The organism is Curtobacterium sp. B8, from assembly GCF_000333315.1.
GTDB classification, from domain to species: Bacteria; Actinomycetota; Actinomycetes; order Actinomycetales; family Microbacteriaceae; genus Curtobacterium; species Curtobacterium luteum.
The window spans coordinates 1-1,551 of sequence record NZ_BACW01000606.1; the positions used below are offsets into that span (position 1 = coordinate 1).

General features: G+C 73.3%; 2 protein-coding genes and 1 pseudogene. 1 reads left to right on the forward strand and 2 read right to left on the reverse strand.

Annotation, left to right across the window (positions count from 1 at the left end):
- Positions 1 to 214: pseudogene (locus I59_RS20265) on the reverse strand (hypothetical protein); the annotation flags it as partial.
- Between I59_RS20265 and I59_RS16430 the strand changes: the two are divergent.
- Complete coding sequence (locus tag I59_RS16430; protein ID WP_022904809.1) at positions 200 to 883, forward strand: Na+/H+ antiporter NhaA; 684 nt, start codon at positions 200 to 202, stop codon at positions 881 to 883. The pseudogene I59_RS20265 and the gene I59_RS16430 sit on opposite strands and share 15 nt — an antisense overlap.
- A 341-nt stretch (positions 884 to 1,224) precedes the next feature.
- Here the strand turns inward: I59_RS16430 and I59_RS16435 are convergent.
- A partial coding sequence (locus I59_RS16435) for a hypothetical protein (RefSeq protein WP_031274204.1) occupies positions 1,225 to 1,551 on the reverse strand: 327 nt, incomplete at its 5' end.

Consider the following 1,551-nt stretch of genomic DNA (forward strand, 5'->3'; position numbering starts at 1 on the left):
GGCTTCGCTTCTCAGCGATCTGACGGGCCGTGCGGTCCTCCTCGGTGACGAGGAACGTGTCACCGGCGCGCGGCACCGACGACAGACCCTGCACCTGGACCGGACGCGACGGGGTCGCAGCCTGGACGGCGACGCCGTTCTCGTCCGTCATCGCACGGACGCGACCGTAGGCCGTGCCGGCGACGATGGCATCCCCGACGTGCAGCGTGCCGGACACACCGACTTCCTCGCCCTCGCCGGCGCGGTGGTGGTGCTCGCGGCGTTCTGGCTCCTGGGACGCCGACTCCAGCGCGTCGAGCGCGGTCGTGGGCTGCTCATCGCGGCGCTGGTCGTGCTCGGTGTCCTCGCGTGGTGGCTCGTGTACCACTCCGGCGTGCACGCGACGATCGCGGGCGTGGCGCTCGGGCTCCTGCTCCCCCGCCCCTCCGGACACACGGTGTACGAGCGCGTCGAGCCCTTCTCGAACGGACTCGTGCTGCCCCTGTTCGCCTTCGCCTCGGCTGCGGTCGTGGTCCCGGACGTGGGACTCGGGGAGCTGTCGCCGACCTTCTGGGCGGTGGTGCTCGCGCTGCCGGTCGGCAAGGTCATCGGGATCACCCTCTTCGGCTCGGTCGCGACGCGCATCTTCCGGGCACCCGGCCGCACGACCCTGTCCTTCGGCTCGATCATGACCGTCAGTGTGCTCGGCGGCATCGGCTTCACGGTCTCGCTCCTCATGAACGAGCTGGCGTTCGCCCGCAACGAGGAGATCCTCGACGAGGGCGTGCTCGCCGTCCTCGTCGGCTCGGGCATCGCGATGGTCGCCTCCGCCGTGGTCGTCTCGCTGCGAGCACGGCGGTACCGGGGTCGGCGCGAGCTCTCCGAGGCCGAGTCGACCGAGTAGTCGGCCGCGCCGGCAGCGTCGTCCCGGGGACGCGGCACGCTGCCCTGCCGCTGTCGCTGTCGCTGTCGGACGACGCTGCCGCTGTCGTGCGACAGCGGCAGCGTCGTCCCGTGCGCACGCGGGACGTCACCCGGCGCAACGAGCGACAGCGCCGTCGTCGGGCGACGACGGTGGCGTCGTTCCGCAGCGGTGAACCGCCGGACGGGAGGCACGGTGCGAGCCCGCCCCGCGCCTCCCGACCGACAGACCGACAGACCGGCCGGCCGGCCGACGGGCCGTCGACGCGACCGACGGGAGGCCCGTGGCGGGTCCGCCACGGGCCTCCCGTCGGTCTGCGCGCGCTACGCGGCCGTCTCGGCCGGCGCCTTCGACGCCCCGTACACGGCGGTGAGGATGCTCTCGACCCAGTCGATGAGCGCGCCGTCGGGCAGGGCCTCGCCGTGCGGCCGCGGCAAGGGGATGCTCGTCGCGTTCTGCTGCGGGAACCACCGGGCACCCGGGAACATGCGCTTCAGCCGCACCTGTGCCGAGTCCGCGAGCTCCTTGCCCGCGACACGGAGGTTCGACCCCATCACGACCACGTCGGACAGCCCGACCTGCTGCGCCATGCGCCGGAGCCGCGAGACCTCGACCAGCGTGAGGACGGCCTGCGGCGGCTGCCCGTAGCG